The sequence below is a fragment of the Streptomyces sp. NPDC025784 genome, from assembly GCF_055558435.1.
Genome location: NZ_JBVHMN010000022.1, coordinates 152,028 through 176,105, shown reverse-complemented (window position 1 = coordinate 176,105; position 24,078 = coordinate 152,028). Strand labels below are relative to the sequence as shown.

The 24,078-nt window shown below is 71.9% G+C and carries 26 protein-coding genes and 1 pseudogene; 17 read left to right on the top strand and 10 right to left on the bottom strand.

Annotation, left to right across the window (positions count from 1 at the left end; genetic code table 11):
* Nucleotides 1–91: 91 nt before the first annotated feature.
* Complete coding sequence (locus ACZ4IF_RS37235) at nucleotides 92–817, bottom strand: TetR/AcrR family transcriptional regulator (protein ID WP_467571318.1); 726 nt, start codon at nucleotides 815–817, stop codon at nucleotides 92–94.
* A 120-nt stretch (nucleotides 818–937) separates the two neighbouring features.
* Here ACZ4IF_RS37235 and ACZ4IF_RS37230 point away from each other — a divergent pair, with 120 nt between their 5' ends.
* A complete protein-coding gene (locus ACZ4IF_RS37230; protein ID WP_467571314.1) occupies nucleotides 938–2,155 on the top strand; it encodes a saccharopine dehydrogenase family protein in 1,218 nt (405 codons plus the stop codon).
* A 246-nt stretch (nucleotides 2,156–2,401) separates the two neighbouring features.
* Here ACZ4IF_RS37230 and ACZ4IF_RS37225 read toward each other — a convergent pair whose 3' ends face one another.
* Together ACZ4IF_RS37225 and ACZ4IF_RS37220 are read right to left on the bottom strand one after the other, a co-directional pair.
* The gene (locus tag ACZ4IF_RS37225; protein ID WP_467571310.1) at nucleotides 2,402–2,755 is read right to left on the bottom strand and encodes a DUF1330 domain-containing protein; all 354 of its coding nucleotides are present in this window, start codon (nucleotides 2,753–2,755) and stop codon (nucleotides 2,402–2,404) included.
* A gap of 145 nt (nucleotides 2,756–2,900) precedes the next feature.
* Nucleotides 2,901–3,392 carry an FBP domain-containing protein gene (locus ACZ4IF_RS37220; protein ID WP_467571306.1) on the bottom strand — a complete coding sequence of 164 codons (492 nt, stop codon included), beginning with the start codon at nucleotides 3,390–3,392 and terminating at the stop codon, nucleotides 2,901–2,903.
* Nucleotides 3,393–3,463: 71 nt separating this feature from the next.
* On the opposite strand from ACZ4IF_RS37220, the gene ACZ4IF_RS37215 reads away from it, so the two are divergent.
* Together ACZ4IF_RS37215 and ACZ4IF_RS37210 are read left to right on the top strand one after the other, a co-directional pair.
* Nucleotides 3,464–4,036: a TetR/AcrR family transcriptional regulator gene (locus ACZ4IF_RS37215; protein ID WP_467571304.1), complete on the top strand. Its 573-nt coding sequence runs from the start codon at nucleotides 3,464–3,466 to the stop codon at nucleotides 4,034–4,036.
* 105 nt (nucleotides 4,037–4,141) lie between these two features.
* Nucleotides 4,142–5,326, top strand: a complete 1,185-nt coding sequence (locus ACZ4IF_RS37210) for a GDSL-type esterase/lipase family protein (protein ID WP_467571302.1) — start codon at nucleotides 4,142–4,144, stop codon at nucleotides 5,324–5,326.
* 25 nt (nucleotides 5,327–5,351) lie between these two features.
* On the opposite strand, the gene ACZ4IF_RS37205 is transcribed toward ACZ4IF_RS37210, so the two are convergent.
* Nucleotides 5,352–6,119 (bottom strand): SDR family NAD(P)-dependent oxidoreductase, encoded by a 768-nt coding sequence (locus ACZ4IF_RS37205; protein ID WP_467571299.1) that lies wholly within the window; start codon nucleotides 6,117–6,119, stop codon nucleotides 5,352–5,354.
* A gap of 240 nt (nucleotides 6,120–6,359) precedes the next feature.
* Between ACZ4IF_RS37205 and ACZ4IF_RS37200 the strand changes: the two genes are divergently transcribed.
* Both ACZ4IF_RS37200 and ACZ4IF_RS37195 read left to right on the top strand, forming a co-directional pair.
* Complete coding sequence (locus tag ACZ4IF_RS37200; protein ID WP_467571296.1) at nucleotides 6,360–6,917, top strand: hypothetical protein; 558 nt, start codon at nucleotides 6,360–6,362, stop codon at nucleotides 6,915–6,917.
* Nucleotides 6,918–6,976: 59 nt separating this feature from the next.
* Nucleotides 6,977–7,624, top strand: a complete 648-nt coding sequence (locus ACZ4IF_RS37195) for a hypothetical protein (RefSeq protein ID WP_467571293.1) — start codon at nucleotides 6,977–6,979, stop codon at nucleotides 7,622–7,624.
* On the opposite strand, the gene ACZ4IF_RS37190 is transcribed toward ACZ4IF_RS37195, so the two are convergent.
* The gene (locus ACZ4IF_RS37190; protein WP_467571291.1) at nucleotides 7,588–9,033 is read right to left on the bottom strand and encodes a S28 family serine protease; all 1,446 of its coding nucleotides are present in this window, start codon (nucleotides 9,031–9,033) and stop codon (nucleotides 7,588–7,590) included. The two genes, ACZ4IF_RS37195 and ACZ4IF_RS37190, sit on opposite strands and share 37 nt — an antisense overlap.
* Before the next feature lie 261 nt (nucleotides 9,034–9,294).
* Complete coding sequence (locus tag ACZ4IF_RS37185; RefSeq protein ID WP_467571288.1) at nucleotides 9,295–9,690, bottom strand: hypothetical protein; 396 nt, start codon at nucleotides 9,688–9,690, stop codon at nucleotides 9,295–9,297.
* Between the two features lie 308 nt (nucleotides 9,691–9,998).
* Between ACZ4IF_RS37185 and ACZ4IF_RS37180 the strand changes: the two genes are divergently transcribed.
* From ACZ4IF_RS37180 to ACZ4IF_RS37165, 4 genes are read left to right on the top strand one after another with little or no spacing between them, the layout of a single operon-like run.
* Entirely contained in the window at nucleotides 9,999–11,069 is a 1,071-nt protein-coding gene (locus ACZ4IF_RS37180) for a hypothetical protein (protein WP_359501920.1), read from the top strand.
* Between the two features lie 3 nt (nucleotides 11,070–11,072).
* Nucleotides 11,073–11,732, top strand: a complete 660-nt coding sequence (locus ACZ4IF_RS37175) for a transglycosylase SLT domain-containing protein (protein WP_467571284.1) — start codon at nucleotides 11,073–11,075, stop codon at nucleotides 11,730–11,732.
* Complete coding sequence (locus tag ACZ4IF_RS37170) at nucleotides 11,729–12,136, top strand: hypothetical protein (protein WP_467571281.1); 408 nt, start codon at nucleotides 11,729–11,731, stop codon at nucleotides 12,134–12,136. The genes ACZ4IF_RS37175 and ACZ4IF_RS37170 overlap by 4 nt, the downstream gene beginning before the upstream one ends.
* A gap of 26 nt (nucleotides 12,137–12,162) precedes the next feature.
* Nucleotides 12,163–13,068, top strand: coding sequence for a hypothetical protein (locus ACZ4IF_RS37165; protein ID WP_467571279.1), 906 nt, complete (start codon nucleotides 12,163–12,165; stop codon nucleotides 13,066–13,068).
* A gap of 73 nt (nucleotides 13,069–13,141) precedes the next feature.
* Here ACZ4IF_RS37165 and ACZ4IF_RS37160 read toward each other — a convergent pair whose 3' ends face one another.
* Nucleotides 13,142–13,387 carry an LmrA/YxaF family transcription factor gene (locus ACZ4IF_RS37160; protein WP_467571276.1) on the bottom strand — a complete coding sequence of 82 codons (246 nt, stop codon included), beginning with the start codon at nucleotides 13,385–13,387 and terminating at the stop codon, nucleotides 13,142–13,144.
* Here ACZ4IF_RS37160 and ACZ4IF_RS37155 point away from each other — a divergent pair.
* A pseudogene (locus tag ACZ4IF_RS37155) lies at nucleotides 13,306–13,602 on the top strand (ArsR/SmtB family transcription factor); the annotation flags it as partial. The gene ACZ4IF_RS37160 and the pseudogene ACZ4IF_RS37155 overlap by 82 nt on opposite strands.
* A 135-nt stretch (nucleotides 13,603–13,737) precedes the next feature.
* On the top strand, nucleotides 13,738–14,412 hold the full coding sequence (locus tag ACZ4IF_RS37150) for a VOC family protein (RefSeq protein ID WP_467571274.1): 675 nt from the start codon (nucleotides 13,738–13,740) through the stop codon (nucleotides 14,410–14,412).
* Between the two features lie 141 nt (nucleotides 14,413–14,553).
* Here ACZ4IF_RS37150 and ACZ4IF_RS37145 read toward each other — a convergent pair whose 3' ends face one another.
* Nucleotides 14,554–14,736 (bottom strand): hypothetical protein, encoded by a 183-nt coding sequence (locus tag ACZ4IF_RS37145; RefSeq protein ID WP_467571272.1) that lies wholly within the window; start codon nucleotides 14,734–14,736, stop codon nucleotides 14,554–14,556.
* Here ACZ4IF_RS37145 and ACZ4IF_RS37140 point away from each other — a divergent pair.
* Complete coding sequence (locus ACZ4IF_RS37140) at nucleotides 14,735–15,217, top strand: HIT family protein (RefSeq protein ID WP_467571269.1); 483 nt, start codon at nucleotides 14,735–14,737, stop codon at nucleotides 15,215–15,217. The two genes, ACZ4IF_RS37145 and ACZ4IF_RS37140, sit on opposite strands and share 2 nt — an antisense overlap.
* A 223-nt stretch (nucleotides 15,218–15,440) precedes the next feature.
* On the opposite strand, the gene ACZ4IF_RS37135 is transcribed toward ACZ4IF_RS37140, so the two are convergent.
* On the bottom strand, nucleotides 15,441–16,445 hold the full coding sequence (locus tag ACZ4IF_RS37135) for a LacI family DNA-binding transcriptional regulator (RefSeq protein WP_345658888.1): 1,005 nt from the start codon (nucleotides 16,443–16,445) through the stop codon (nucleotides 15,441–15,443).
* Nucleotides 16,446–16,589: 144 nt separating this feature from the next.
* On the opposite strand from ACZ4IF_RS37135, the gene ACZ4IF_RS37130 reads away from it, so the two are divergent.
* The 3 genes from ACZ4IF_RS37130 to ACZ4IF_RS37120 all read left to right on the top strand — a co-directional run bounded on the left by ACZ4IF_RS37130 (nucleotide 16,590) and on the right by ACZ4IF_RS37120 (nucleotide 19,854).
* Nucleotides 16,590–17,480, top strand: coding sequence for an amidohydrolase family protein (locus ACZ4IF_RS37130; RefSeq protein WP_467571266.1), 891 nt, complete (start codon nucleotides 16,590–16,592; stop codon nucleotides 17,478–17,480).
* Between the two features lie 40 nt (nucleotides 17,481–17,520).
* Complete coding sequence (locus tag ACZ4IF_RS37125; RefSeq protein ID WP_467571264.1) at nucleotides 17,521–18,021, top strand: cysteine dioxygenase; 501 nt, start codon at nucleotides 17,521–17,523, stop codon at nucleotides 18,019–18,021.
* A 144-nt stretch (nucleotides 18,022–18,165) separates the two neighbouring features.
* Nucleotides 18,166–19,854 (top strand): multicopper oxidase family protein, encoded by a 1,689-nt coding sequence (locus ACZ4IF_RS37120; protein ID WP_467571261.1) that lies wholly within the window; start codon nucleotides 18,166–18,168, stop codon nucleotides 19,852–19,854.
* A gap of 75 nt (nucleotides 19,855–19,929) precedes the next feature.
* Here the strand turns inward: ACZ4IF_RS37120 and ACZ4IF_RS37115 are convergent, their stop codons facing one another.
* Nucleotides 19,930–21,018 (bottom strand): M48 family metallopeptidase, encoded by a 1,089-nt coding sequence (locus tag ACZ4IF_RS37115; RefSeq protein WP_467571259.1) that lies wholly within the window; start codon nucleotides 21,016–21,018, stop codon nucleotides 19,930–19,932.
* Between the two features lie 449 nt (nucleotides 21,019–21,467).
* On the opposite strand from ACZ4IF_RS37115, the gene ACZ4IF_RS37110 reads away from it, so the two are divergent.
* Both ACZ4IF_RS37110 and ACZ4IF_RS37105 read left to right on the top strand, forming a co-directional pair.
* Complete coding sequence (locus ACZ4IF_RS37110; RefSeq protein ID WP_467571256.1) at nucleotides 21,468–22,481, top strand: SecDF P1 head subdomain-containing protein; 1,014 nt, start codon at nucleotides 21,468–21,470, stop codon at nucleotides 22,479–22,481.
* A 295-nt stretch (nucleotides 22,482–22,776) separates the two neighbouring features.
* A complete protein-coding gene (locus ACZ4IF_RS37105) occupies nucleotides 22,777–23,976 on the top strand; it encodes a PP2C family protein-serine/threonine phosphatase (RefSeq protein WP_467571253.1) in 1,200 nt (399 codons plus the stop codon).
* The last annotated feature ends 102 nt before the right edge of the window (nucleotides 23,977–24,078 follow it).

The following is a 24,078-nucleotide window of genomic DNA, read 5'->3' as shown; positions in this document are numbered from 1 at the left end:
GTGCCGTCAAGAGGGTGTCTAAATCGGTCGTCACAACCCGATGTTGGACACCCTCCCTCCGTTCGTGAACCCCGCAATTGGAACTACTCGTCTAGTCGTGGCCCGGCCGCGGAGGCAACCCCCGTGCCAGTTGGGCGGCGGCGCTGTCCAGCAGCATGTCCAGGGCCGTCGGATAGGCGCTGGTGACCATGCGGGTGGCGAGCAGAGGTGCGGCCTCGGCGATACGGGGGTGGGTGGCGGCGGGCAGTCCGGCGTACGTGGAGCGCCACATCGCCTCGTCGGCGCGCAGCGCGGCGCTGGGCAGGGCCAGGGAGGCGGCGTCGAGCGCGGCGAAGGCGAGCGTCTGGTCGATGAAGGCGTGGTAGATCCGCACCGTGTCGGGCAGCGGGAACCCGGCGGTGCGCAGCACCTCCAGGACCGCCTCGTCGGCCGCCAGCTCGTTGGCCCGGCCACTGACACGGCTGGCGGTCAGCTGGGCGGCCTGGGGGTGGGCGACGTACGCGGCGTGGATGCGCAGTCCCACGGCGCGCAGGTCGGCCCGCCATTCCCCCGTCGGCCGCCAGCCCCGCAGGGCCCGCCCGATGAGGGCGTCGCCGATGGCGAGGGTCAGGTCGTCCATGCCCCGGAAGTAGCGGTAGAGCGTGCTCGGGTCGCAGTCGAGAGCCAGGCCGAGGCGGCGTGCGGTGAAGCCGGCGCTGCCGTGCTCGCGGAGCATGCGCAGCGCGGTCTCGACGATCAGCCGCTCGGACAGCACGGTGCCGCTCCGGGTCGGTCGGCGGCGTCGCCGCTTCTCCTCGGGCACCACGGGTTTCGCCAAGGCGGCCTCCTCACCGGGCCTGTTATGCCAACGCCATTGACCTTACGGGACGCCGGGGCGTTGTATCTGCCGCGAGGGGCGCGCCTCGTTCTCCGTAGGACCGACCAAGGAGTTCTTGCCATGCGTGTACTGCTCGTGGGCGCCGGTGGCGTGGGCACCGCGATCACCCGGATCGCGGCCCGTCGCACCTTCTTCGAGGCGATGGTGGTCGCCGACTACGACCCGGCCCGGGCCGAGGCCGCGGTCGCGGCCGTGGGCGACGACGGCCGGTTCGTCGCGGCCCGTGTCGACGCGGGTGACACCGCGGCGGTCGCGGAGCTGCTGGCCCGGCACCGTTGCGACGTGCTGCTGAACGCCACCGACCCGCGCTTCGTCATGCCGCTGTTCCAGGCGGCGCGGGCGGGCGGCGCGACCTATCTCGACATGGCGATGTCGCTGTCCCGGCCGCACCCGGACCGGCCGTACGAGGAGTGCGGGGTCAAGCTCGGCGACGCCCAGTTCGCGGAGGCCGCCGACTGGGAGAAGGCGGGCGCGCTCGCACTCGTCGGCATGGGCGTCGAACCGGGTCTGTCCGATGTGTTCGCGCGGCACGCGGCCGACGAACTCTTCGACGAGATCGACGAGATCGGCGTCCGCGACGGCGCGAACCTCACGGTGGACGGCTACGACTTCGCGCCGTCCTTCAGCATCTGGACCACCATCGAGGAGTGTCTGAACCCGCCCGTCGTGTACGAGGCGGGGCGCGGCTGGTTCACCACCGCGCCGTTCAGCGAGCCCGAGGTGTTCGACTTCCCCGAGGGCATCGGTGAGGTCGAGTGCGTGAACGTGGAGCACGAGGAGGTGCTGCTCGTGCCGCGCTGGGTCGACGCCCGCCGTGTCACCTTCAAGTACGGTCTCGGGCGCGAGTTCATCGAGACGTTGAAGACGCTCCACCTGCTCGGGCTCGACCGCACGGAACCGGTGACGGTGCCGGGCGCCGACGGCCCGGTCGCCGTGTCGCCCCGGGACGTCGTCGCGGCCAGTCTGCCCGACCCGGCGACGCTGGGCGAGCGCATGCACGGCAAGACCTGTGCGGGCACCTGGGTGCGCGGCAGCAAGGACGGTGCGCCGCGCGAGGTGTATCTGTACCACGTGGTCGACAACCAGTGGTCGATGGCGGAGTACGGCTGCCAGGCGGTGGTGTGGCAGACGGCGGTCAATCCGGTCGTCGCCCTCGAACTCGTCGCCACCGGCGCCTGGACCGGTTCGGGCGTTCTCGGCCCGGAGGCCTTCCCGGCCGGCCCCTTCCTGGACCTGCTGACGGCGTACGGCTCTCCGTGGGGCATGCGCGAGCAGTGACCCGTACGGTCCGGTGGCAGCCGGCGGTCGGACGTCCGGCAGGACCGGGCGTCCGGTGCGGTGGTGTCCAGGAAGGGCTCGACGGCGTCGCGGGAGTCGGCGGGGCGTGCGGTGTGCACCCAGGTGGCCGCCTCGACGGCGTCGCAGAGATCGGCGGGGCGTCCGGTGCGCGCCCTGGTGTCCGACGGAATCCGGGCCCGCCCCTTCATGGCGTGGTCGAGGCGGGCACGGGCGCCTGTCGCGGCCTCACGACGCGGTACGCGCGGCCCGCAGGTGCCGTGCCGTCTCCGCGGCCCGGTACCCGGGCGCGACGCCGTCGACCAGGAGGAGGTCGCCGTCGATGTGCCGGGTGCGCAGGGGCAGCAGCTCCTGGTACGCGGGCGAGTCGTACCAGGCCCGCGCGTCGGCGAAGGAGGGGAAGACGAGGATGACGATCGCGTCCGGCCAGCTGCCTTCCCGGACCTCGCGATCCGGTGCTCCGTGGACGAGGAACCGGCCGCCGAACGGGTCCATCGTGTCCTGCACGCGCTCCATGTAGGTCAGGACCTCTTCGTGGGGCTCGGCGGACGGGCGCAGGTTGGCGATGGCGTAGGCGGGCATGCGTTGTCTCCTCTTGTTCGCGGCGCTCCGCACTTGAGCACCGACGTCCGGTGCGGTTCGCGGCACTTGGCTGCCGCTCCGCACGGACAACACTGCCGGGTCGTACGGCGCGGGTCGATTACCCGTGGGGTAATGGGCGCCGGAGTCAGGCGGTCACCTTGGCGATGAACGCGGCCAGGTTCACCACCGTCCGCTCGATCTTCTCGTCCAGCGTGAGCGACTCGTGGAGCCTGGCTCCGATTCCGGCGTCCTTCTTGCCCCGCACGTAGAGCGAGCAGCAGAGGTCGCTGCACATGTAGGTGCCCACCGAATTGCCCTGCTGCCCGGCCTTGCCCGCCCTGGGGGCGACCATCAGGGAGACGCCTCCGGTGTGGGTGGTCAGGCATATCGAGCACATGCTGCGCCGCGTCTGCCCGAAGGCGGGGCCGCTGGTCCGCAGCCGGACGGCTCTCGGCCCGCCGCCGAGTTCGGTGACGAGGTAGGCGCGGTCGGGGGCCTGTGGGTCCCGCCAGCCGAGGTAGTCCAGGTCGCCCCAGGGCGTCTCGGCCAGCTCACGGGGGACGGACAGGCGCTTCGCCTCGCCCTTGGTGCAGTTCACGAACGCGGCGCGGATCTCTTGCTCGGTGAGTGGCTTCATGAGAGGCACGCTAATTTGCCTAAAGATTTTAGGCAACTGCATAATGGCCTCAGGATCGTGAAGGGATAGTCATGGCAGGACGTGTAGGACTGACCACCGAACGACTGGTCCGCGCGGGGGCCGAGCTGGCCGACCGGAAAGGCTTCGACCAGGTGACGGTCTCGGCGCTGGCCAGGCAGTTCGACGTCAAGGTCGCGAGCCTGTACTCGCATGTGAAGAACTCGCAGGACCTCAAGACCAAGATCGCCCTGCTGGCCCTGGAGGAGCTGGCCGAACGAGGGGCCGATGCCCTGGCCGGGCGGGCGGGCAGAGAGGCGCTGGCCGCGTTCGCGAACGTCTACCGCGACTACGCCCGCGAGCACCCCGGCCGGTACGCCGCCGCTCAGTTGCGACTCGACCCGGAGACGGCGGCGGCGAGCGCCGGAGTCAAGCACGCGCAGATGATGCGGGCGATCCTGCGCGGCTACGACCTGACGGAGCCGGAACAGACGCACGCGGTGCGGCTGATGGGCAGCGTCTTCCACGGCTACGTCAGCCTGGAGACGGCCGGAGGGTTCAGCCACAGCGCTCCCGACTCGGAGGAGTCCTGGTCATGGGTGCTGGACCACCTCGACGGGCTGTTGCGGAACCGGCCCGCGTCCTGAGCCGGCCCGTTTCCTGAACGGTCCCGGAGCCCGTTCGGGGTCTGCCCCCGGTACCGCAGATCCCGACATCCACACCACCGAGATCCCCACCACCGAGCGGGAACCATGAACAGCAGGCACCACTGGGTCACCACGCCCATCACCGCGGAGATCGTGCGCGGCGCCCTCGAACTGGAGCACACCGCGCACGGCGTGCTGCCGCACCGTCTGCCGGGCTGGGCCCGCGCCCAGTGCTCGGACGGGCAGCTCGCCATGGCCGAGTCCCAGCCGTCCGGCGTCCGGCTGGCCCTGCGCACCCGCGCCACCGCCCTGGAGCTGGACGTCCTGCCCACCAAGAGGGTGTACACCGGCGCCCCGGCCCGTCCGGACGGGGTGTACGACCTGCTCGTCGACGGACGCCTGACGAGCCAGGCGTCGGTGAGCGGCGGCAACGTCCTGACCATCGACCTGACCACCGGAACCGTCGAACACCGGCCCGGCACGGCAGGAACGCTCACCTTCACCGACCTGCCCGACGGCGTCAAGGACATCGAGATCTGGCTCCCGCACAACGAGAGCACCGAACTCGTCGCGCTGCGCAGCGACGCCCCCGTCGAGCCGGCACCGGACCCGGGCCACAAGGTGTGGCTGCACCACGGCAGTTCGATCAGCCACGGCTCCGACGCGCTGAGCCCGACCGGCACATGGCCCGCGCTCGCCGCCGCGCGCGGCGGGGTGGAACTGATCAATCTCGGTCTGGGAGGCAGCGCGCTGCTCGACCCCTTCACCGCCCGCACCCTGCGGAACACGCCCGCGGACCTGATCAGCGTCAAGATCGGCATCAACGTCGTCAACGCCGACCTGATGAGGCTGCGCGCGTTCGCCCCGGCCGTGCACGGCTTCCTCGACACGATCCGGGAGGGTCACCCCACCGCGCCGCTGCTGGTCGTCTCGCCCATCCTGTGCCCCATCCACGAGGACACCCCCGGCCCGTGCGCCCCGGACCTCGGCACGCTCGGTACCGGACAGCTCCGGTTCGCGGCCATGGGAGACCCGGCGGAGACGGCGAGCGGGAAGCTGACCCTCACCGTCATCCGCGCGGAACTCGCGCGGATCGTGCGGGAACGCTCGGCCGACGATCCGCATCTGCACTACCTCGACGGTCGTGACCTCTACGGCGAGGCCGACCTCGCCGAACTGCCCCTGCCCGACCGGCTGCACCCGGACGCCGCCACGCATCGGCTCATCGGTGAGCGCTTCGCCCGGCTGGCCTTCACCGGCGACGGAGCCTTCGCGGACGGCGCGGCCTGACGCCGGCGGGCCGTCGGTCACGCGTTCAGCTCCGCGGCCGGCTCCGCGTCGCGCGCGCGGCGTCCCGCGCGCGCAGCCAGGTCTCGAAATCGTCGGCGACGATGCGCTCGTCGTGCACGCCGGCGGCGGCGTCGGACGCCAGCCAGACGATGGGCGGCCCCATCACCTCGGGCTCCAGGAACCGCCGCCCCTCCGGCACGGCGTCCAAGGGCAGCATCCCCGTCACGGTCGGCCCTCCGGGCAGCAGTTGGTTGACGGTGACCCCTGTGTCCCGCAGGTCCGCCGCCATGATCCGGGACAGGGCGTCGCTGCCGGCACGCGAGGGGCCGTAGGGGACGAATCCGGCCCGCTGCATGGTCGATTCGCTCACCGAGATGTTCACGATGCGGCCGCCCCCGGCGGCCAGCATCCGCGGAGTGACGTCGCGTGCCACGAGGAAGTAGCCGGTCAGGTTGGTGTCGATCACCGCGCGGAAGTCTTCGGCCGTCACGTCCCAGAAGCCCTGCGGGTGTGTCATGAAGCGCGGGTTGACCGTGCGCATGCCGATTCCGGCGTTGTTCACGAGCATGTCGATGCCGTCGAGCCGGGACCAGGCCAGGTCGACCGCCTCGGCCACGGAGGACTCGTCGCGCACGTCCATCTCGATGCCGATCGCCCCGGCGAGCCCGGCGGCGACCTCGTCCACCCGCCTGCCGGACCGGCCGGTGAGCGCGACCGTCGCCCCGGCCTCGGTCAGGGCGGAGGCCATGGCACGCCCCAGCCCGCTCGTCCCGCCCGTCACCAGAACCTTCACCGGATGGTCTCCGTCCCACGACCCGCGCGTCGGCCCGCGCACCGCCTGCTCTTCGGCACCGTCGACGCACTCATGAAGGCGACGCTAGATCTTGGAGCGCCCTCCCAGTCAACCGACCGCACGGCAGGAGGCATCCGCGCGCGGGCGTCGGCCGGACGATGCGCTCGTGTTTCGGGCGGGGGCCCTGGGGAACTCGTGACAAGTCGGACATCAGGGTCACCAAGAGGGAGGTGCGACCCCATGTCAACAGGGACAATCCTCGCCATCGTCATTCCCGTGGTGGTGGTGATCGCCCTGCTCGCCGTGGTGGTGTCGATGCTCATGCGTCGCAACCGGCTGCGCGAGCGTTTCGGCCCGGAGTACGAGCGCACGGTGGAGGAGGCCGACAGCCGCACGGCAGCCGAGCGGGAGCTCAGGGGCCGCGAGAAGCGGCACGACTCGCTGGACATCAAGCCCCTGGACCGAAACGTCCGGGACCGCTACGCACGGGACTGGACCAGTGTGCAGGAGGAGTTCGTGGACCGTCCGGAGGACTCCGTGCACGACGCCGACCGCCTGGTGACGTCCTTGATGCACGAACGCGGTTACCCCACCCAGGACTTCGACCAGCAGCTCAAGGACCTCTCGGTCGAACACGGGCGCACACTCGAACACTACCGGGCCGCTCACGAGGTCGACGCGCTGAGCACCGAGCACCGGGCGACCACCGAACAACTGCGGGGTGCCATGGTCCACTATCGCGCCCTGTTCGAGGAACTGCTCTCCGACGGCGGCAGCCCCCGCCACGCCCGGGTCTGAGCACCCGGCGCACGAACCGCCGCCGTCCGAGACACCGAGGCTTCCGGAACGGAGAAGACATGCGACGCGCACGCACACCTGACAGCACCCGAAAGAGCGGTCTGTCGACCGAGGATCTCGCCAGGCCCCGCGAAGGGAGCACCGAGGAGGCTACGGACGCCCGACGCGACGCGCCCATGTTCCCCGGCGAAAGCACGGGCTCGGCGGGCAGCGCCCCGGCAGGCAGGTCCTCTGACACATCTGCCTCCACGCGCTCGGACACGCCTACGCGGACGCCCCCGGACACCGCGGCGAGCAGGACCCCGGGCTCCGGAACGGACGCGGCGGACTCGGGGACCGGGGCTACGGCGACGGCTCCTGCCGCACGCCCCGACACCCGGACGCAGCCCGAAGAGGCACACGCTCCGCGGGAGAACGGCGACACTCGGGGCGACGACGACGTACAGCTGCTCAGCCCTCGGGACGAGGAGGGGTTCCGCGCACGCTGGCAGGAGACCCAGAGTCAGTTCGTCGACGATCCGCGCGATGCCGTGCACAGCGCGGACGCCCTCGTGGCCGACGTGATGCAGGAGCTGGCCTCGACGTTCGCCGATCACAAGCGGGAGCTCGAGGACCAGTGGAACCGGGGTGAACAGGCCGACACCGAGGATCTGCGGCTGGCCCTGCGCCACTACCGCTCGTTCTTCAACCGTCTCCTGGCCGCCTGAAGCGTCCCGTCGCCTCGGCGCCGCTGGTGCCCCGTGGCCCCCGCGGCGCCGAGGCGACCCGTGCGAGGGCTACTGGTCCAGCGGGCGAGGGCGGCGGTGGCCTCAGCGCGGTCGGCCGGGGACAGTTCCGCGATGGTCGCGTGATGGTTGCCGCCGGGAGCCCACAGGACCCGGGAGTCGCGGGGGCCGGGGCGGAATGCCTCGGCGACGGAGGGGTCCTGGGCGCCGTTGACGAAGAGCAGGCGGGTGCCGTGACGGAGCACCCAGCGGTCGATGTCGGGCATGGCCTCGGCGTCGAAGGTCATGGGGATGTCGCGGGGGACGAAATTGCGGGGCTCGATGGCGCCCGGGTGGCGCAGGAGACCGGCCAGATGCTCCTGCGGGACGTCCAAGTAGCCGAGCTGAGTGCCCAGTTGGTAGAAGTACGGGATCAATCCCTGTACGACCGTGTCCGTGTAGAGGGCCAGCCCGGCGACGTCGTCCAGCCACGCGTACAACTCGTCGGTGGTCGCGCTCGCGGTGGGGATGTCGGCCCCGTCCGGGGCGTCGGAGTACTGCCAGTACATGAACGGCGCCCGCAGGACGGCCGTTTCGAGGGCCTTGTCGGCGCTGCCGACGATACGGAAGGTCCTGCCGGTGGAGGCGGCCCAGGCCTCGTACCGGGCGACCATGTCCTCGCGGCGCAGCAGGATCTGCCGCTGCGCCTCCTTCAGGGCGTCACGGCACTCTCGGGTGCCCACGGTCTCCAGGAAGCGGACGTACGCCGAGTCCTCGCGGTCGTCGACGTTGTTCGGGGCGGAGTACACCACGCTGCCGTCCACGTCGTGGGGGTGGAACCGGCGGTGGTACACGGTGGCCATGCCACCCTTGCTGCCGCCGGTGGAGATCCACGCTCCGCGGTACAGGCCGCGGAAGAGGCGCACGACGCGGTGGTGGTCGTCGGCGGCCTGACGGACGGTCAGAGTTCCGTAGCCGTGGCCCGCCGGGCGCGAGTCGCCGAAGTACCGGTGCTCCACCTGGATCTGATTGCCGCCGAGCAGCACGGCCGGCTCCGTCCGCCTGGGCTTGAGCACGGCCTCGTAGCCGGTGGTGAACAGCACGGTGGGCCGGTCCACCGAGGTGTGCAGGAGCGTGAGGCGCTGCTCGAACGTGCCTGCCGAGGGGTCCGTGTGGTCGACGGGCTGGCGCAGTCCTAGGACGAAGAAGCGGTAGCCCGGCTCCGCCCCGGCCAGTTCCTCGATCACCCTGAGTCCCGGCAGGGCCCGCAGGGCGTCCAGTAGGCCGTCGTCCGTGGGACCGGGCGGGCGTGCGGCCGCGGCCGCCGGGTTCGCGGTCACGGTGACCGCGGCGGTGAGGGCCGCCGTGGAGGCCGTAGAAGCGAGCAGATGCCGTCTCGTCCACGTACGCATCCTGAGTCCTTCCCGAGCGGAGCGGCGCCGGTGTCATCAACTCCCCGGCGCGGCACCAGCGTCTGTGTCGCTGACCGCTTCAGTACATCCGCCGGACCGGTGCGCGAAGATCCCGCTCGTTGGGGAAGCGCCTCCCCCTGACGGGGGAGACGGCGCAGGCGTCCCGTGCGGTCGTCACCGCGCGCGGCTGGACGAGCCGGAGGTCGACCGGGCCGGCCGTGAGGACGGGCGAGTGGCGGTCGTGCCGGGATCGGCGCCGTCTCAGGCGGCGACCCGCTCGGGCGAGATCAGCCACCGCCAGCGTGGACGCTCCGTCAGGAGCGTGGCCGCCGCCATCGCGCTCACCAGGACCGCGGCCCAGAGCGGCCAGGCCACCCAGGACGAGACGACGGCGGCGGCGAGCTGGAGGAGCACGAGCAGGATCGTGACCGGACCCGGCACCGCGACGATCACGTTCGCCTTGTCCCCCGGAGTGGAGAACACCGTCGGAAGCCCGATCAGCACGACGACGGACAGCACAGCGAGAAGCCAGGAGTGACCCGCCAGCGCCCAGGGAGTCGCCACCCAGGCGACGATCTCCGTCGCGAACCGCAGCACGGACGCCGTCCGGTCGTCCGGTCGTCCCGACGTCGTTCCCCCACCCGCAGCATCGGTCACACCGGGACCCTCTCACGGCACGCCGCCCACTGTCACCGGTCCACCGAGCGCACACCCGGCGCCCGCCACGGCGAGACACCTCGGCGCCTGCCACACCCCTCCTGGCCCGGCGTCCTCGACACTTCCGACAGCCACTCCCACCCCACCGCACGGCAGCTGGTCACGACCGTATCCGCCCTTACCGACATGGTGTACGCGCCTGCCGCGAATGCTCCCGCGGGCCGTGTCCGCGCGCTTCCTGCGCGCCCTCCGCGCGGACACACTGGGGGGCTCGGAAGACGGTTCCGAGTGTGCAGGGGGATACGACCGTGACCGATCCGAAGAAGCCCACGCAGCAGCCGGCCGCCGAGAAGAAGGCACAGGGAGCGAAACCGAAGCAGACTGGACCGCAGCGGAGCACCGCCGTGGAGAAGCATCCCGTCGCGGAGGGGCTGGTCGAGGCGCTCAGGAGGCAGGACGTCCTCCTCGCCGCGTCGGCCGCCGACCAGGAGGTCGCGGCGGAGTCCGACGTCACCGACGAACTGGCCAAGGGAGGGCCGGCGTTGGGGTCGTTCGTGGAGGCCGTCGGACTCGCGGTCGCCAAGGCCCAGAGCGAACTCGACAAGTCGCTCGTCAAGACGGCGCAGGCACTGTCCGAGCAGAAGATCCGTGTGATCTCGATCTACGAACAGGTCCTGAACGACGACGGCGTCATGACGCAGGGGAACGCCCTGGAGTCGGAGCTGCCGCTCATCAACTTCCTGATGCCGACGGCGTACGCCTGGAAGCGGGTGTACCTCGAAGCGGACATGAGCGTCAGCGAGTTCAACGGCAAGAACGGCCTCAACATCCAGAGCTCGTCGCTGTACGCGTATGCGGCGGCCAACGCGAACTTCGGGCTGTTCAACGTCACCGGATCGGTCAGCGGCGGGTTCGGCTACAGCAACTCCAACCTGAACATCGGCTCCACCGTGAGTCGCGACACGGCGGCGGGCAGCCTGCACCTGGAGGCCACCCTGGAGCCGCGCGCCGACGTGCAGTTGCCCCGGCCCTTCGTCATCCAGAAGGGGCCCCGGCTGGTCCTGTCCAGCGGCACGGTCACGGACATCACCGGGAAGGATCCCGACAACAGGCCGGTCGTGATCGGGCGGCAGACCACGCTCACCGTGGAGTGCAGGCGCCCGGACGGGTCCGCCAACTCCGGGAGGACGCTGAGCATCCGGGTCGATCCCGCGGGGCTCGCCTACGAGCTCAGCTCCACGACGACCGGGGCGGACGGCAAGATCTCCGTCACGCTCAAGCGGACGGGCGCCCTGTACGACAACGGAGCGCCCCCGGTGGACGCGACGATCCGGGTGTCGCTCGGCCTGGTGTCCGAGTCGATGTCACTGCGGTTCTGAGCCGTGGCAGCGACGAACCTGCTGGACTGGCACCGCCCGTTCGCCGACGGCGTGCGCTGGCGGCTGACAGATCTGGGTGTGGAGGTCGAGGGTGCGGGTGTGGAACGCACCAAGGGCGAGCCCGCCACCGTGACCCGGGTGTGGAGACTGTTCGGCGCCGCGATCAACCAGACCACACGCCGGCGCAGGTTCCCGGCGGAGCTGGTGGTGGCCACGATCTGCACCGAGTCCGGTGGCCGGGCCGATGCCGTACGTCTCGAACCCGGCTACGTGAGCGACGAGCAGACACCCCACAAGGTCAGCCCGGGGTTGATGCAGACCCTCATCAGTACCGCGCGTGAGGCGTTGCAGATGACGGTGGACCGCGCCTGGCTGCTCGACGGCGCCCATTCGATCGAGGCGGGGTGCGCCTACCTGGCGCGGCAGTCGGCGAAGACGTCGTACGATCCGCCGCTGGTCGCGGCCGCCTACAACTCCGGCGGAATCCATCACCAGACAGGCAGTCAGAACCGGTGGAAACTGAGGCAGTTCCCCATCGGCACGGGCGAACACTGCGACAGGTTCGCCCGCTTCTACAACGACGCGGTCGTCGTCCTGGGAAGCTCGCCGATGCGTCCGACGATGTCCCACCAGGACCTGCTGCGGGAGCAGGTGCACCCATGACCGGGCTCCCGGCCCTGCTGGGGACGATCGCCGGCTCGCTCCGGCGCACACAGCGTGTCCTGGACGAGCACACCCGGGCATCACTGGACGCGTTCGGGGAGACCGGACAGCCGCCGAACGGGCTCGCCCTGACCCGCACACGCATCGAAGTGCGCACCCGGGGAGCCCGGTTGACCGTGTCCGTGGTGTTCCGGCCCACGGCCCTGGTCGACTTCGCGGACGCGTTGGACGACGACGGCATGCCTCTCGGCGGTCCGGCGTCGAGGGCCCGCCGAGCGGGGCTCGTCAGCGCGGGGGCCCGCGGAGCGGGGCTCGTCGCCGCCGCGGTCGACGGTGCGGCCGGGCGTGGAGCGGGACTCGGTCACGCAGCGGCCGACGGCACGGTTGCGGGACCCCCGCGGTGATCGTCTCCGTAAGGGGGCAGGTCCGGATGCCCGGCGGCGCGTCCGCCGAAGGGTGCACCGCCTCGCTCTGGCAGCACCATGCGGGCGAACTGCTGGAACGGGCACGTGCGTCCTGCTCCGGGGAGGGCGGCTTCAGTGCCGAGGTCACCCTGCCGGACGACACCGTCTGGCCACCCGTCGTCCTCGTGCAACTCGACCGGACCGGACGGGTTCTGCCGACACGCCCGGCTCTCGTCCGCTTCCCGCCGCGCCCGACGGCAGGGCCCGGAGTCATCGACGTCGGCATGACGGAGGCGTTCACGACCGAGCCGACCCTGGGCGAGGTCGCCGCGTCCGTCGCCACGGCCGCGGGGGCCATGCAGCGGGAGCTGTCGCACTATCCGGTACCGGGAGGCGCGTTCAACGCCGAGGTCGAGATCGCCCTGCCGGTCGCCACCGGAGTGGACGAGTTGGGCCGCTTCCGGGTGCGCGTCGTGGACGCGGCGGCCCCGGAGGGTCAGCCGCTGCGGCTGACCGTGCGGCCCGCCCCGGGCGCGCCGGCCGCATCGCCGGCGCCGCCACCGGTCGATCTGGAGCCGCTCGGACTGCTCAACTCGTACCAGCTGCGCAGGCTGCGGGACCTGAGGATCTACGACCTCGCCGAGCTGGCGACGTTGCTGGGGCGTCCGGCGGCACGGCTCGCCCTCGTCCCGCTGGACCTTCCCGAGACCCCGATCGCCGACTGCCACACCCTGTTGTTCGGGTCCGGTCTGCCGGTGGCCCTCGGGCAGGCCCTGGTCCAGGTCGGCGTGCGTTCCGTTGCGACGTTCCTCGCCGCCGACCCGAAGGACCTGGCGGAGCGGCTCAGGACGCGCTGGCCGACGGACGCGGAGGGTGTCGCCCGCTGGCAGGAGCGGGTCCGTGCCCTCATGCTCCCGCACGGACCCGACTGAGCGGGCAACGGCCCCGGCTCCGTCACCCCCGCACGGCATCGGCGGCTCCGTCAGGCCCGCACGGCCCCGGTGATCAGGAGGTCGAGCTCCTGCGCCGTGTCGTCGAGGGGTGTGTGCTGCGTCTGGCACGGCACATGGCCACGGTGCCCTCGACGGCCGCGACGACGAGGGTCGCGCGGCGTGCGGCCCGTGCGGGTTCGGCGCCGTGCTCGCGCAGGGGCGCGGCGGGAGACGCTCCCCTGCGCCGGCACGGGCACGCTGTGGGCGCCGCGGCCCGTCGCCCGCACCGATGCCGTCGCCGCGGTACTCGGCCGCTCACGGACCCTGCTGCTGGCCGAGCTGCAATCCCCCGCGTCCACGACCGAGCTCGCCCTGCGCACCGGGCTCTCGACCCCGGCCGTCTCCCAGTGCCTCACCGCGCTGCGCGACGCCGGGCTGGTCAGCGCCCACCGGGCGGGCCGGTCCGTGCTGTACGCGCGCACCTTCGCGGCCGAGACCCTCCTCGCCGCGTCCGCCCCTTCTCCGCACCCCTGAAGCGCGGACTCGCCGCACCGTCGGGGCGGGACGTCCCGTGTCCTGCCGACAGATACGCGGCTCACAGGCCCGGTTGCGGCCGCCCGCCGTCGTACTCGGACGACAAGTCCCGCCCCCGCTGGGATCATCGAGCCCATGGAGACGCTCAGCACCCCTGCCGTCCTCGCCGCCGTCGCGGACGGACTCGGCGACTGGCGCAAGCTGGCCCAGTCACTCACCACCCGTTATCCGGTCGCGGACATGGTTCGAGGAGCCGCGTTCGTGGCCGCCGTCGCGGAGGCCGCGATGGCCGCGGCTCGCGACCCGGAGATCCGGCTGGGGCACGGATGCGTCGACGTGGCCCTGTCCTCCAGGGACGACACCCGGGGCGGCGGTCGGTGGATCACGGCAGAGGACGTCGAACTGGCCCGCACGATCAGCAGGATCGCTCGGGAGCACGACCTCACCGCCACCCCGGGTGCGGTGGCGCAGGTGGAACTCGGCCTCGACACCGCCGACGACACGGCTGTTAGCCCGTTCTGGTCCGCGCTGCTGACCGGCGACCCGGGCAACACCGTTTTCGACACGGTCCTCGACCCGACGAACCGCGTGCCCAACGTATGGTTCCAGCGGACCGACGCGCACGACACGCCGCGCCAGCGCTGGCACATCGACCTGTGGCTGGCTCCGGAGGTCGCCGGGGACCGCATCACGGCCGCCGTCGCCGCGGGCGGCACGGTGGTCGACGCCTCCGAAGCACCGTCCTTCACCGTGCTCGCCGACGCCGACGGCAACAAGGTGTGTGTCTGCACCGCTCTCGATCGCGGCTAGACCGTTTCCTTCGGATCACCTCGCTGACCAGATGAAGAAGGCGGCGAGGTGGAGTCCGCGGCACTCGCCACCGGGCCGTGAACTGCGTGAACGCCGGTGCGGCGCCGGCCTGCCCAGCCCCCCGGCCCGTCGGTCAGTCGGTCAGTCGGCGCGGCCGGTCACGAGGACCGGGCTGCCGGTGCAGTTGCTCGGGAGGTTGTCGGTGATCCGGGTGGCGGTCAGGCGTACGGCGCCGGCGGCGGGGTTGTTGTCGTTGAGGCCGCCGGGGGCGGCCGTCGCGGTCACCCGGTACGGCACCGGCCGGTGGGTAGAGTCGCCGTTCATGAGTGAGCAGTGGCGCAAGGACCGGATCGGCAGCGCACTGCGGGGTGAGAACCCCGCAGTGCTGCGACGCCTGGACGCGGGATTCGCGGTGATCGGGGACGTCCAGTTCCTGCCGGGGTACTCGGTGCTCCTGGCCGACGATCCCGCGGTGCAGCGGCTGTCGGACCTGCCGAAGGGCCGGCGGCTGGCCTTCCTCTCCGACATGGACCGGCTCGGCGAGGCCGTCGAGCGCGCCTGCCGACGGCTGGACCCGGCCTTCCGCCGGGTGAACCTGGAGATCCTCGGCAACACCGACGGATTCCTGCACGCCCACGTGTGGCCGCGGTTCGAGTGGGAGCCCGCGGAACTGGTGGGCCTGCCGGTGTGGCTCTATCCGCGGGAGATGTGGAGTGAGGAGGACTACGCCCTCGGGCCGCGGCACGCCGATCTGCGCGAGGCGATCGGCGACGAACTGGACCATCTGGCGCGCTCGCCGAGCTGAGCACCGAGCCCGCACCACCGGCCCCGCCGGACAGCCACACGTCCACAGGCCCACAGCCGTCGGGCAGCCACCGGTCCGCTGCCGTCAGGCAATGATCAGATCCGCCGTCGGGCGATGGCCAGGTCCGGCACGACCGGACGGAGATCAGAGCAGGCGGCCCCGGACAGCCGTCAGGTACGGCACCACCCGGCTGCGCCCGGTCCGGGCCGCCGCCGGGCCCTCCTCACGCCCGTACCGCGGAGCCCCGCTCGCTCATCCGCGGCGCACACAGGATCCGCTTCCGGCGCACCCGCTTGCCCTCGATCGCCGCGACGGTCAGCCGTGCCGCCTCCGCGGCGATCTCGGCCAGCCCCCAGTCGACGGTGGTCAGCGGGGGTGTGAGCACGCGCGAGACGGGGTGATCGTCGAAGCCGACCACGGAGACGTCCCGCCCGACCGTGAGCGAGGCCTCCGCCGCGGCCGCGTACACCCCGTAGGCCAGCGAGTCGGAGAAGCAGAAGACGGCGGTGGTGCGGCGCCCCCCGTCCAGGACGCCCCGCGCGACCGCCGTCGCCTCGCTCAACTCCTGTGGACAAGGGACCAGTTCGGCCTCCAGGCCGAGCCGGTCGGCCGCCTCGCCGACATAGACGTCGGCGGGCCGGTCCGGTGTGCTCGGCCGGGTGGGCGTCAGCACCGTCACCCTGCGGTGGCCGAGCCGGTGCAGATACTCCAGTACGGCGTCGATGCCGGCCCTGTTGTCGAAGATGACCTGCCCTGCCGTACGGGCCCGGTTCAGCGAGTCCCCCACGGCCACCACGGGCAGCGCGTCGGCGATCGCCGCCCAGTCCTCCGCCGACGGGTTCACGGGAGACACGAGCAGCGCGTCCACCCGCTGATCGCGCAGCTGTTTGGCGAGTGCGAGCTCCCGGTCGGGGTCGCCGCCCGCGTCCACGATGAGCGCGTACCGGTCGCCGACCAGCAGCTCCCGTCCGATGGCGGCCATCAACTGCTGCTGCCAGAGATCCTGCAGGTCACCCGCGAGGACCCCGACCATGCTGGTACGGCCGCTCGCCAGCGCTCGCGCGATGGGGTCGGCCTCGTAACCGAGCTCGGCGGCGGCCCTGCGCACCCGTTCCTCGGTCTCCTTGGAGACGTGCTGGCCCCGCAGGGCATAGGAGACGGCGGCGGTGGAGAGGCCCGTGGCCTCGGCCACCTCCCTGAGGGTGGTGCGTTTGTTGGGCCTGGCCATGCCGGGAAGCCTACCGGGACCTGTCCGATCCGCGGGCGCAGGCTTGACACGCCTTCTTGTTAAGCGATTAAGTTAAACGCATCACTGAAGCGCTTAACCTCACCCCTCCCTCAGCCCCCGCAAGGATTTTCCCGAGGATCCAGCGTGCTCATCGACGTCCACCAGCACTTTTGGCCGCCCGCCTTCGTCGAGCAGCTGCGGGCCCGCACCACGGCGCCGCGCCTCGACGGCTGGACCCTGCACCTGACGGGAGAACCGCCGTACGCGGTCGCCCCGGCCGACCACGACCTCGCGGCCCGCACCGCTCTGGCCGCCGCCGACGGCCTCGACCTGGCGCTGGTCTCGCTCTCCAGCCCACTGGGCATCGAGCAGCTGCCGCCGGCGGAGGCCACGCCACTGCTGGACGCCTTCCACGACGGCGCCCTCGCCCTCCCCGCACCCTTCGGCGTCTGGGCCTCGGCCCGTCTGTCCGACCCGGATCCGGAAGCCGTCGAGCGCGCGCTGCGCCGCGGCTGCGTCGGCCTCCAGCTCCCCGCCACCGCGCTGCTCGACGCGGCGGGCTGGCGGGAGTGCGCCCCGCTCCTGGACACCCTCGTCCGCCTGGACAAGCCCCTGTTCGTCCACCCGGGCCAGGCTCCGCCCGGCGCCGAGGCCCCGCCCTGGTGGCCCGCCCTGGTCCCGTACCTCCAGCAGCTGCACGCGTCCTGGTTCGCCTTCCGCGCCTTCGGCCGCGCGCGCCATCCGCGCCTGCGTGTCTGCTTCGCCGCACTGGCCGGCCTCGCCCCCTTGCACGGCGAACGGTTCGCGACGCGCGGGGGCGGGCGTGGCGAGGTCGACTTCGGCGTCTTCTACGAGACGTCCTCGTACGGGACGCGCGCCGCGGACGCCCTCGTCCGGGCCGTCGGCATCGACGTGATCGTCAACGGCAGCGACCGCCCCTACGCCGAGCCCGTCGTGCCCGACCTCGGCGCGGACGCCGCCCGGCACGCCCTGCGCACCACCAATCCCCTCCGTCTGCTGCACGGGAACGCCTGAGCCCCACGCGGGACGGACGACACCTCGAAGGAGGAACACCATGACGTACGACTCCCTCCCGGACCGCACGCTGGACAAGCGCGAGCTCCAGGAACTCGTCGACACCCTCGCCACCCGCCCCGACCTCTGGCGCGAGCAGGTCGCCTTCTCCGACGAGGCACGGCACTACGCCTCCCTGCACCGTGACGAGTACGTCGACGTGTGGCTGCTGTGCTGGACCCGGGCGAACGACACCGGCTGGCACGACCACGACATCTCGTCCGGCGCGGTCAGCGTGGTGCAGGGCGCGCTGAGCGAGTCCAACCCACGCATAGGCGGCAGTCACCTGTCCGTCACCGTCGGGACCGGCGAGTCCTTCAGCTTCGGCCCCGAGCACATCCACCGGCTCACCGGGGCCACCGACGACGCGGTGTCCATCCACGCGTACTCGCCGCCGCTGTGGCGTCTGGGCCAGTACGACATCACCGAGGACGGCCTGATGCGCCGCATCTCCGTCTCGTACGCGGACGAACTGCGCCCCCTGGGCAACCCGGCCGCCTGACACCCGCCTGCGCCACGACGACCGGCGCGTCAGGGTGAAACACACACGTTCGAACCGCGCCATTCGTCGCACACCGTGCGTGATTCATCAGACGCGCCGTCCGAATTCCCGCATATACCATGCCAAAAAGTGTGTTATTCACCCATGCACACACCTTCGCGCCGCACCGTGCTCGGTGCCTCGATCGCGGCCGCCACGTCGGGAGCCCTGGCCGCCTGTTCCGGGTCGGACTCGCGCCCGCAGACCGTCGCCAGCCCGAGGCCCACGTCACCACCGAGGACCGTCGCCCGCCCGGGACCCACCTCACGGCCGGGAACCGGTAACGGCCATGGATCCGCCCGATTCGGCGGTGACGGTTTCGTCCCCGAGGGGCCACGCGGATACGTGAACCCGTCCGGTCCCGAGGTCATCGCCGCGGAGAAGCGGCGCGGGCAGGGTCCCGTCCGCACCTTCCGGCTGACCGCCACCGAGACCACCGTCGACCTGGGCGGACGATCGGTCAGAACATGGGCGTACGGCGACGATCTGCCGGGCAGAGAGGTACGCATCAAGTCGGGCGACATCCTCGACCTCACCCTCGCCAACCACCTGCCGACCGAGACGACCCTGCACTCGCACGGCGTGCGCATGCGCTGCGACATGGACGGCGTACCGGGGCTCACCCAGTACCCGATCCGGCCCGGCGCCGACTTCCGGTACCGCTTCGCCGTGGACCACCCGGGCACGTACTGGCTGCACTCCCACTCGGGCATGCAGCTCGACCGCGGTCTGTACGCCCCGCTCATCGTGGAGGACCCGCGAGAGCCCTTGTCCTACGACAAGGAATGGGTCGTCGTCCTGGACGACTGGCTCGACGGCGTGCAGGGCTCCAGCCCGGACAAGGTGCTCAGGCAGTTGCACGGCAACGCACCTCGGGCGCCGATGGACATGGGCACCGGCAGCGGGGACGAGCACTCGGGCCACGAAGGGGAGGGCGACCGGTCGACCGGCCCCAACCGTGTCCTGCACGGCAGTCACAGCCGCATCCTGGAGAGCGAGGGCGGCAGCGTCGACTACCCGTTCTACCTGATCAACGGGCGTCTCCCCGGCGCTCCCTCGGTCTTCCGGGCCCGTCCCGGCGAGCGCATCCGGCTGCGGATCATCAACGCCGGGGCCGAGACCCCGTTCCGGGTGGCGCTCGGCGGCCACAAGATGACCATCACCCACACGGACGGCTACCCCGTCCAGCACACCACCACGGACGCCTTGCTGCTCGGCATGGCGGAACGGTACGACGTCCTGGTCACCGTCAAGGACGGGGTGTTCCCGCTGGTCGCGCTCGCGGAGGGCAAGAAGGCCAGGGCCCTTGCCGTACTGCGCACCGGTCAGGGCAGGAAATCCCTGCCGCAGGCCGACGTGCACCCGAAGGAGCTCGACGGACGGATCGTGCCCGCCCGCCGGCTCGTGCCCGACGACTCGGTCGCCCTCTGCCACCGCAAGCCGGACCGGGAGATGCGCGTCACGCTCACCGGCAACATGCGCCAGTTCAACTGGGGCTTCGACCACCACCCCTACTCGATCACGCAACGGCACCCCGTGCGTGAGGGCGAACGCGTCCGCATCACCATCATCAACGCGACGAACATGTGGCACCCGCTGCATCTGCACGGCCACACCTTCGCCGTCAGTGGCATCGACTCCGCCAGGGCCCGCAAGGACACCGCGATCGTGCACCCGCACCGCAAGCTCGTCGTGGACTTCAACGCCGACAACCCCGGCCTGTGGATGCTTCACTGCCACAACCAGTACCACTCCGAGAGCGGCATGATGACCATCCTCGGATACCGCACCTGACGGCCGCGTCCCGGGCCGCCGAGGTGGCCCGGGACGCCCCGCGCGGACCTGCGCGGGCGCCCGGCGAGGAGTGCCTCAGCCGTCGAAGCCGTCGCGGATCAGCCGTCGGGCCACCGCGGTGCGCGCCGCGGCGAGTTCGCCGGCGATCCTGCCGTCCCCGTCGTCGTCCGGTGCGCCGGCCGCGTCCCGGGGCACGTCGGCGAGAAGGACGGCGCGTCTGAGGTGGGTCGGCGGGTGGGTCGCGTCGACGCTGTGTCCGCGCAGGCTCCCGGCACGACGCCGGCGTTCGTGCTCGTGTTCCGGGATGGATGCCATGTGCGCGGTGAGCCGCTCCCACACCTCGTCGGCGCGGTGCTCGGCCTCACGGGCGGAGCGCGGCCCCGACATGGCCAGGGCGTTGACCTGGCGCCGCAGCAGGAGTTCGGCGGAGTCCACCACCAGCAGCCGGTCCATGAGACCCACGGCGGCCTCGGAGGACCCGGCGCGGGCGGCCTCGCGATCGGCGAGGTACTCCGCCCGCTGAGCGGCGCGCAGCGTCAGCTGGTCGAGCAGCATGAGCAGGCCCCGCACCAGCAGACCCGGCACGATGTGGACCACGTTGACGAGGATCTCGATCCCGGTCGGCTGCGGGACGGAGGCGAAGACGTAGCGCCATGTGGTCAGCGACCGCAGGGCCGTGTGCACGACGGCGGCGTGGCGGACGTCGCCGTTGCCGTAGTGGCCGAGTTCATGGCCGAGCAGGGCGACCCGCTGCCGGGGGCTGAGGATCTCCCACAGGGGCAGTCCCGCCGTCAGCAGCCGGCGCCCGCGCAGGCCGTACGGCATGACGCTCGCGTTGATCTCCGTGTCGACCGCGATGGCGTGCACGCCCCGGGTCCCGGCCGCCTGGGCGATCTCGTCGACGAGCGCGAAGAGGGCGGGTGCGTCGGCGCGGAGCAGTACGGGCTTGTTCTCGGGAAGCCGGGCGAAGCGGGGCCGCAGCGCCGTCGCCGCAAGGAGGAAGGGGAGGCCGAGCAGCATTCCCGGCCCGCCCCGGTACCGCACGAGGAACCAGACACCGCCGAGCGCCGCCGCCAGCGTGACCCCGTGGACCGCGAGGGCGATGACGTGGGCGAGGATCGCGGCGGCGTCCCGCCGTGCGCGCAGCGTTCCCCCGCCCGTCACCTCCGCGAAGAGCTTCTCTCCATGTCCCGGGCCAGAGCGCGGCGCGCCCGCTCCACCCTTCCCGCCTCGGCCCGCGGTCCCTCCGGATCCACGTTCCAGTCGCAGGCGGCGCACCAGACGGTGAACCGGCTGTCGCCGCGTGACCAGGCCCCGCACTCCGGGCACGGCTGTGTCGTCTCTCCTGCGGCGGTCGGCATGGAATTCCCCTCCCTCACGACCCCTCCCCAGAGGTCGCAGACATGACGGAGGGAGAGTTGATCACGCTGTCCTCCGCGGGTGCAGAGGATTTCCCCGTGCGGTCCGCCCGGTGATCGAAACGCAACGCCCCAGGCCGGCCGCGGCGCCCAGGCACTCGGACACAAAGCGAGCCGCGGGAACGCCACAGAAGGAAAAGGAACAATCTGCGACTTCCGGCACACCGGGTATTCCGGTCTTGAGACCATCCGCGCATGCGTCCCTTTCGTCCCTGGCATGCGGCCGTCATCCCCTGTGTCGCGATGGTGTCTCTCTCCGGCTGCGCCGGATCCGCGACCGGCTCGAAGGACGGGCCCTCCGCCGCGGGCCCCGCACACTCCGGCAGCGCTCTGCCGTCGGACACGGCGGGCGGTGGACGTGTGGTGGTCACCTTCACCGGGACGTCGCCATTGAGCGCCGACGCGGTACACCAGGCCGCCGGCCGCATCCGCAAGCGCGCCGAACACCTCACCGGCGCCGAGGTCGGAGAGCGAGGCGACTCCATCGTCGTCACGGGGCGAGCCGCCGACAGGACACGCCTGGAAGAGCTGGGCGACACCGGCGAACTCTTCTTCCGCCCCGTTCTGGCCCTGGACGTCGCCGGGGGGCCTCGGGCGACGCCCTCCCCGAGCCCGACGGCCTCTCAGGGACGTGCCCTCACCCGGGGGCTGGGCGTGCGCACCGATCCCTCGGCCGTCCCGAGCGCCGGGGCGGACGCGAGCGGCGCCGCAGACGCCGCGCTCCAGCAGCGGTTCACCGCACTCGACTGCTCCGGGAAGCAGGACCCGGTGGACCGGGAGGACCGCCCCCAGGACTCCGTCGTCGCCTGCGGTGACGAGGACGACGCCACCGGCCGGGATTCCAAGTACCTGCTCGGCCCCGCCGTGCTGGAGGGCACCGACGTCAGGTCCGCGAAGGCGGAGTTCGACAAGAACGGCGCCGCCGGATGGCTCGTACAGCTCGACTTCACCTCGGCCGGCAGCGCCAAGTTCGCCGACGCCACCGGTCGGCTGTCCACCAACCAGTCGCCGCAGAACCAGTTCGCGATCGTCCTCGACGGCGCGGTGGTGAGCGCTCCCTCGGTCTCCCAGAGCATCACCGGCGGCAAGGCCCAGATCTCCGGCAGCTTCGACCGGCGCTCGGCCGAGCAACTGGCCGCCACACTCGACACCGGTGCGCTGCCGGTCGACCTGAAGGTGTCCGAAGTGACCACCCTGCCTGCGGGCTGACGGTCCGGGCAACCGGCCCCGGACCGCCCCGCGAGCGCCGCGGGGCCCCGGCACGCCCGTACTCGATGACGGATGTACGGCGCCTGACATGCCCTGATCTGGAGCAATCAAGGCGATGCGGTGGACGGGCGCAGCAGGCTGGTCGCCCTGATCATTTCTCGCCGGGAGTCCGTGTGCACAGGCCGCATGAGTGGAGCCGTCCCGGGTGTGGTGCACCTGCGGGCCGCGCCCGGACGGGCCCGACCGGTGCGGCGGTGCCCCTTCTTCGTATGCCCTTCCCGCGCCGGAGGGAGCTGTGAGGTGGCCGGGACGCGCCGGGACCGCGACGCCCGACGCGACACAGCCCGGCGGCATCGACCGGCTCCGGGTGCCCGCACCACCGGCGTGGATGCGCTGGCTGCCCGCCCTCTACGTCGCGTTCGTCCTGATCCTCGAACCCCTCACGCCGGTGCAGTGGCCGGTGAGCTTCCTGATCATCGCCCTCCCGGTCATCGCGGCCTTCGCCCACGGCCCCGTCGCCGTCGCCGCGATCACTCTCGCGGCGATCGGACTCGAAGGGGTGCTGGCCGGCACTCCGTGCTGCGCGGGCCGCGAGGTGGGCTACCTGTGGGACCGCCACTACGTCGCCACCTACGTGTGCACTGCCGTCGTCGGCGTACTCGGTACGATCCTCGCCGCCCACCGGGAGCGACGGGAACGGACGCTCGCGACCGTGCGTTTCGTGGCCGAGATCGCGCAGCGGCTCCTGGTCAGGCCCGTCCCGAAGCGCATCGGACGCATTCTGGTCGACACCTTCTACCTGGCGGCAGCGGCCGAGGCGCGGATCGGCGGCGACCTCTACGAAGCCGTCCCCACCCGGCACGGCCTCCGTCTCCTGATCGGCGACGTCCGCGGCAAGGGCCTGCTCGCCGTGGAGACGGCCGCCACGCTGCTCGGTGCCTTCCGCGAGGCCGCTCACGACGAAGCGGACCTCGCGGACCTCGCGCGCCGTGTCGAGACGAGCATGAGCCGCAGGGCCGCCGAGCTCCCCGGCAGCGACATGGCGGAGCGGTTCGTCACGGCGGTCTTCGCGGAGATCCCCGACGGCGACTCCGTGGTGCGCATCGTCAACTGCGGCCATCCGCCGCCCGTCCTCATGAGCGGCGACAAGGTCGTCGAGCTGGAGACGAACGACCCGGCACCGCCCCTGAACCTGGGCATGCTGCTCGGTGACACCTACCACGTCGAGGAACACCCGTTCGGTCCCGGGGACCAATTGCTGCTCTACACCGACGGTGTCACCGAGGCCCGCGATCCGTCGGGAACCTTCTATCCCCTCGTCCATCGCATCCGCTCGTGGGGCCCGCTGCCGCCCCACCGGCTCCTGGAGCGGCTGCACCGCGATCTGCTCGTCTACAGCGACAACCACCTCCACGACGACACGGCCGCCCTCACCGCGTATCGCCTGCCCGACGATGTGGACGCCGAGGACGGCACCGGCTACCGGGAGCGCTGACGGGGGCCGTCGGCCGGGGCCGGTCGTCCGGGCGAGCCGGCGGGTTGCCCGGCCACCGCCTCAGGAGGCCGGCGGGTCGGGGCGCCGGGCTGTCGGGCCGCT

Excerpts from the sequence above, each read along its gene's own strand:
- ACZ4IF_RS37135 (WP_345658888.1), bottom strand. The coding sequence starts at position 16,445 with ATGGCCAGGCCCAACAAACGCACCACCCTCAGGGAGGTGGCCGAGGCC.
- ACZ4IF_RS37230 (WP_467571314.1), top strand. The coding sequence starts at position 938 with ATGCGTGTACTGCTCGTGGGCGCCGGTGGCGTGGGCACCGCGATCACC.
- ACZ4IF_RS37220 (WP_467571306.1), bottom strand. The coding sequence starts at position 3,392 with ATGAAGCCACTCACCGAGCAAGAGATCCGCGCCGCGTTCGTGAACTGC.
- ACZ4IF_RS37190 (WP_467571291.1), bottom strand. The coding sequence starts at position 9,033 with ATGCGTACGTGGACGAGACGGCATCTGCTCGCTTCTACGGCCTCCACG.
- ACZ4IF_RS37125 (WP_467571264.1), top strand. The coding sequence starts at position 17,521 with ATGACGTACGACTCCCTCCCGGACCGCACGCTGGACAAGCGCGAGCTC.
- ACZ4IF_RS37195 (WP_467571293.1), top strand. The coding sequence starts at position 6,977 with ATGCGACGCGCACGCACACCTGACAGCACCCGAAAGAGCGGTCTGTCG.
- ACZ4IF_RS37120 (WP_467571261.1), top strand. The coding sequence starts at position 18,166 with ATGCACACACCTTCGCGCCGCACCGTGCTCGGTGCCTCGATCGCGGCC.
- ACZ4IF_RS37210 (WP_467571302.1), top strand. The coding sequence starts at position 4,142 with ATGAACAGCAGGCACCACTGGGTCACCACGCCCATCACCGCGGAGATC.
- ACZ4IF_RS37215 (WP_467571304.1), top strand. The coding sequence starts at position 3,464 with ATGGCAGGACGTGTAGGACTGACCACCGAACGACTGGTCCGCGCGGGG.
- ACZ4IF_RS37165 (WP_467571279.1), top strand. The coding sequence starts at position 12,163 with ATGCCCGGCGGCGCGTCCGCCGAAGGGTGCACCGCCTCGCTCTGGCAG.
- ACZ4IF_RS37150 (WP_467571274.1), top strand. The coding sequence starts at position 13,738 with ATGGAGACGCTCAGCACCCCTGCCGTCCTCGCCGCCGTCGCGGACGGA.
- ACZ4IF_RS37140 (WP_467571269.1), top strand. The coding sequence starts at position 14,735 with ATGAGTGAGCAGTGGCGCAAGGACCGGATCGGCAGCGCACTGCGGGGT.
- ACZ4IF_RS37145 (WP_467571272.1), bottom strand. The coding sequence starts at position 14,736 with ATGAACGGCGACTCTACCCACCGGCCGGTGCCGTACCGGGTGACCGCG.
- ACZ4IF_RS37200 (WP_467571296.1), top strand. The coding sequence starts at position 6,360 with ATGTCAACAGGGACAATCCTCGCCATCGTCATTCCCGTGGTGGTGGTG.
- ACZ4IF_RS37225 (WP_467571310.1), bottom strand. The coding sequence starts at position 2,755 with ATGCCCGCCTACGCCATCGCCAACCTGCGCCCGTCCGCCGAGCCCCAC.
- ACZ4IF_RS37110 (WP_467571256.1), top strand. The coding sequence starts at position 21,468 with ATGCGTCCCTTTCGTCCCTGGCATGCGGCCGTCATCCCCTGTGTCGCG.
- ACZ4IF_RS37170 (WP_467571281.1), top strand. The coding sequence starts at position 11,729 with ATGACCGGGCTCCCGGCCCTGCTGGGGACGATCGCCGGCTCGCTCCGG.